This window comes from Cryobacterium sp. 10I5 (genome assembly GCF_035019865.1).
In the GTDB taxonomy this organism is placed as follows: domain Bacteria; phylum Actinomycetota; class Actinomycetes; order Actinomycetales; family Microbacteriaceae; genus Cryobacterium; species Cryobacterium breve_A.
Map to the genome: position 1 here is coordinate 1 of NZ_JASJVI010000172.1, position 2927 is coordinate 2927.

The 2927-nt window shown below is 71.4% G+C and carries 4 protein-coding genes; 3 read left to right on the forward strand and 1 reads right to left on the reverse strand.

Going from position 1 to position 2927, the window contains the following annotated elements:
- The coding region (locus QN350_RS20065) for an ice-binding family protein (protein WP_416347748.1) at positions 1-161 on the forward strand (161 nt) is incomplete at its 5' end.
- A gap of 134 nt (positions 162-295) precedes the next feature.
- Here QN350_RS20065 and QN350_RS19415 read toward each other — a convergent pair.
- Complete coding sequence (locus tag QN350_RS19415; protein ID WP_281535631.1) at positions 296-985, reverse strand: hypothetical protein; 690 nt, start codon at positions 983-985, stop codon at positions 296-298.
- A 178-nt stretch (positions 986-1163) separates the two neighbouring features.
- Between QN350_RS19415 and QN350_RS19420 the strand changes: the two genes are divergently transcribed.
- Positions 1164-1658, forward strand: coding sequence for a hypothetical protein (locus tag QN350_RS19420; protein ID WP_322137761.1), 495 nt, complete (start codon positions 1164-1166; stop codon positions 1656-1658).
- Positions 1655-2927: J domain-containing protein (locus QN350_RS19425; protein ID WP_323517157.1), on the forward strand; the 1273-nt coding region annotated here is incomplete at its 3' end. The genes QN350_RS19420 and QN350_RS19425, both read left to right, overlap by 4 nt.

A 2927-nucleotide genomic window follows, 5' to 3' on the forward strand; every position in this document is an offset into this window, starting at 1 on the left:
CGGCGGCGGCCGGCGGGGGGGCCCGGACGGCCCACTTCGAGGGCACCCTCCTCGGCAAGTCCCTCATCGCCCTGAAGACCGGCGCGACGGTCGATGGCCGCCTGCTGTCCCAGACCGCGGTCACCCTGCAGAAGAACACGGTCACCGAGCCCACCCGGTAGATATACACCGCGGCATCCGCTGCGCTGAGCCCGTCATTTCTCGGGCGGGCACACAACAGAAAGGCCCGGAGCGGCGATCTCGCCGTTCCGGGCCTTTCCTGCGCCTGCGGCGCCGGCAGTTCTCAGTGCCGTTGTTACATGCGCTTGAAGATGGCGACCGGGATCGCCTGGTGCACGATCTGGGTGACCGTCGCGCCGCCGCCGGCCGTGGACTCACCGGCGATGGTCATCGCGAAGTCGAGGGTCAGGCCGTAGGTGTCCGGCGTCAGCACCCCGATGGGGTTGGACTCGAGCTGGAAGCCGCCCTTCGGCGAGGTGACGAGCAGTCCGCCGGGGCCGGTGAGGGCCTCGGGGTCGAGGGTTGCGGCGATCGGGTTCACGTTGAGCACAAACGGCGTGGCGCTCGCACCGCTCGTCGTGGTGGTCGTCGCAGTGACCGTGACGTTGGACATGTAGACGTGGCGTTTCGTGCCGAACGCGGCCTCCGGCGCCTGCGAACGGTCGAAGACACTGATCACGAACGAGAAACGCTTGTCGCTGTCCGTGTACCACTCGTGCGTCTTCTGCTCCGTCCACATGTCGAGCTGGAGTTCGAGCTGAGGCGCCAGCTGGATGGTCGGGTGGATCGAGCCCATGTCGGTGAACACGGAGTCGAAGACGAGGGGAGCCTTGGTGGCCGTGGGCACGGCCGTGGCCGAGACCTGGCTGGCCGGATCGATCGGCGCGAAGCCGATGAGCGCGGCGATGCTCGTGCACGAGGTGAGAGTAAGGGACAGAACGGCGACACCGGTGACGGCAGCAATTCGGGTAAACCAGCGGGACATGGTGGAACTTTCGGGTCGGGTAGCCGTCTGCATGAATATGCTGAACACATAGTGGCATACGGAGGGCATCCGTGTCCCCTTTTTGGGGGACTTATTCTTCATTGTTCTCGGTTCGTGTTCCCCGGAAGACCACCCATTCGGGGGACGAAGCGGACCGCGATGCCACTAATCTGGGTCTATGGCCGACGCCCCCCCGCTTCCCGATCCGTTGCCGCTGGAGTTCCAGCGCCCGCCGCGGTGGCCGACGCCGACCCTCGACTGGATTGCGGGCAACCAGGGCTGGGAGCCGCCCGCCGGCTGGACTCCGGTGCCGGAATGCTCCCCCGCACCCCCAGGCTGGGTGTTCTGGACCCGCTCGGAAGAAGGCTGGGCGCGCTTCGCTGAGGAGAACCTCGCCCCGGCGAAACGGTCCCTCTGGATCGGCGTCGGAGTCCTCGTCGGCGGCCTGCTCCTGACCGTGCTCGGCCTCGCGGCCACCCACAATGCCCTCTTCCTCGTCTTCGTCGCGGCGATCGTCGCGGGTCCGATCCTGACGATCCGCGCGGGCTCGCGGCTCAAGGAGATCGACGACGGCCTGCTCGACCGGGTGCGCGCCCTCGCGCCCCAGTACAAGCACACCCTGCAGCGCCTGGCGTACAACAAGTACCTGCGCTCGTTCGGCCCGCTGTCATGACCCCGGAGATCGCCGCCGAGCTCCTGAACGTACCGGCGGGCGCGAGCCGCGTCGAGATCGACAAGCAGTTCCGCAAGCAGGCGCGGGCGCACCACCCCGACCTCCTCGCCGGGGCCTCCGCGGAGACCATCACGGCCGCGACCAGTGAATTCGTGCGGATGTCCGCCGCGCGCGACGTGCTCTACGGCGAACTCGACCGGGTGGCCGCCAGGCGCACGGATGCCGCAATGCCGCCGCGCCCGCCCGCTGCGGCCCGGCAGGCCGCGGCTCCGGGTCCCGCGAACAGCGCGGCCCCGGCCACCGGCCCTTCCGGCCCTTCCGGCCCAGCCACGCCTCCCAGCGGCAGGGCCGGATCCACCGGATCGGCCACGCCGTCGCGGGCCTCCACGACCACCGGCTCGTTTGCGACATCCGGACCTGCCGCACCCGGCGTTCCCGGAGTTCCAGGCGCTCCCGGAGCGGGTGCAGCCCCGGCGGGAGACCCGCGCGGCGGCGAGGCCCGCGAGGTGCAGCAGCCGTACCAGCAGCAGCGCCCGGCCGAGAACCCGCAGGCCCAGTTCGGTCCGCGTGCCGGCTGGACCACCCGCGGACCCGACGACCCGTACATCCGCCGCGGGCCCGTGCCGCCGCCTCCCTCGCCGATACGGCGCACGCCGATGGATCCGCGAGACAGCAGGATCCCGCGCCAGGCGCCTGGGACGGCGTCGAACCCGCTCGATCCGGCGAGCTTCCAATACCCGCCGGTGCAGCCGCATCCGCCGGCCCAGGACCCGCAGAACCCGGCAGCACGCCCGAACCCGCAGTACGGGGCACCGCTGCCGGTGCCGATCGATCGGCGCAGGGCCTTTGTCGATCGCCGTGACCCGGGCAGGGTCGGACTGCCGTACCCGAACGACCGCCGCCGTCCGCCGGCGGACCGGCGTGACCCCCGGAACGCCGATACCTTCCCGGACGACCGCCACACACCGCACCCCGACACGTTCTACCGGGCCAGCCCGCAGCACGATCCGGGCGCCCCTGGCGTCGGGACTCCCCCGGCCCGGCCGCGGCACAGCACCGGGTCGGCAGCGGAGGGCGACGTTCGCGCACCGGGCGAGCAGGCGCCGCAGCAGTCCGTCGCGCCGCCGCAGCCCGCGCAGCCGACAGCGCAGCCGCAGCAGTCGCAGTCGCAGTCGCAGCAGCGTCCCCCCGCCCAGCCGCACCAGCCGCCTCGAACCCCGGCGCACGAGGAGCGCCGCAAACGACCGGCCTCCTTCGTCCCGCCGGGCT

Coding starts and splice junctions, on each gene's coding strand:
- QN350_RS19420 (WP_322137761.1), top strand. CDS start 1,164: ATGGCCGACGCCCCCCCGCTTCCCGATCCGTTGCCGCTGGAGTTCCAG.
- QN350_RS19415 (WP_281535631.1), bottom strand. CDS start 985: ATGTCCCGCTGGTTTACCCGAATTGCTGCCGTCACCGGTGTCGCCGTT.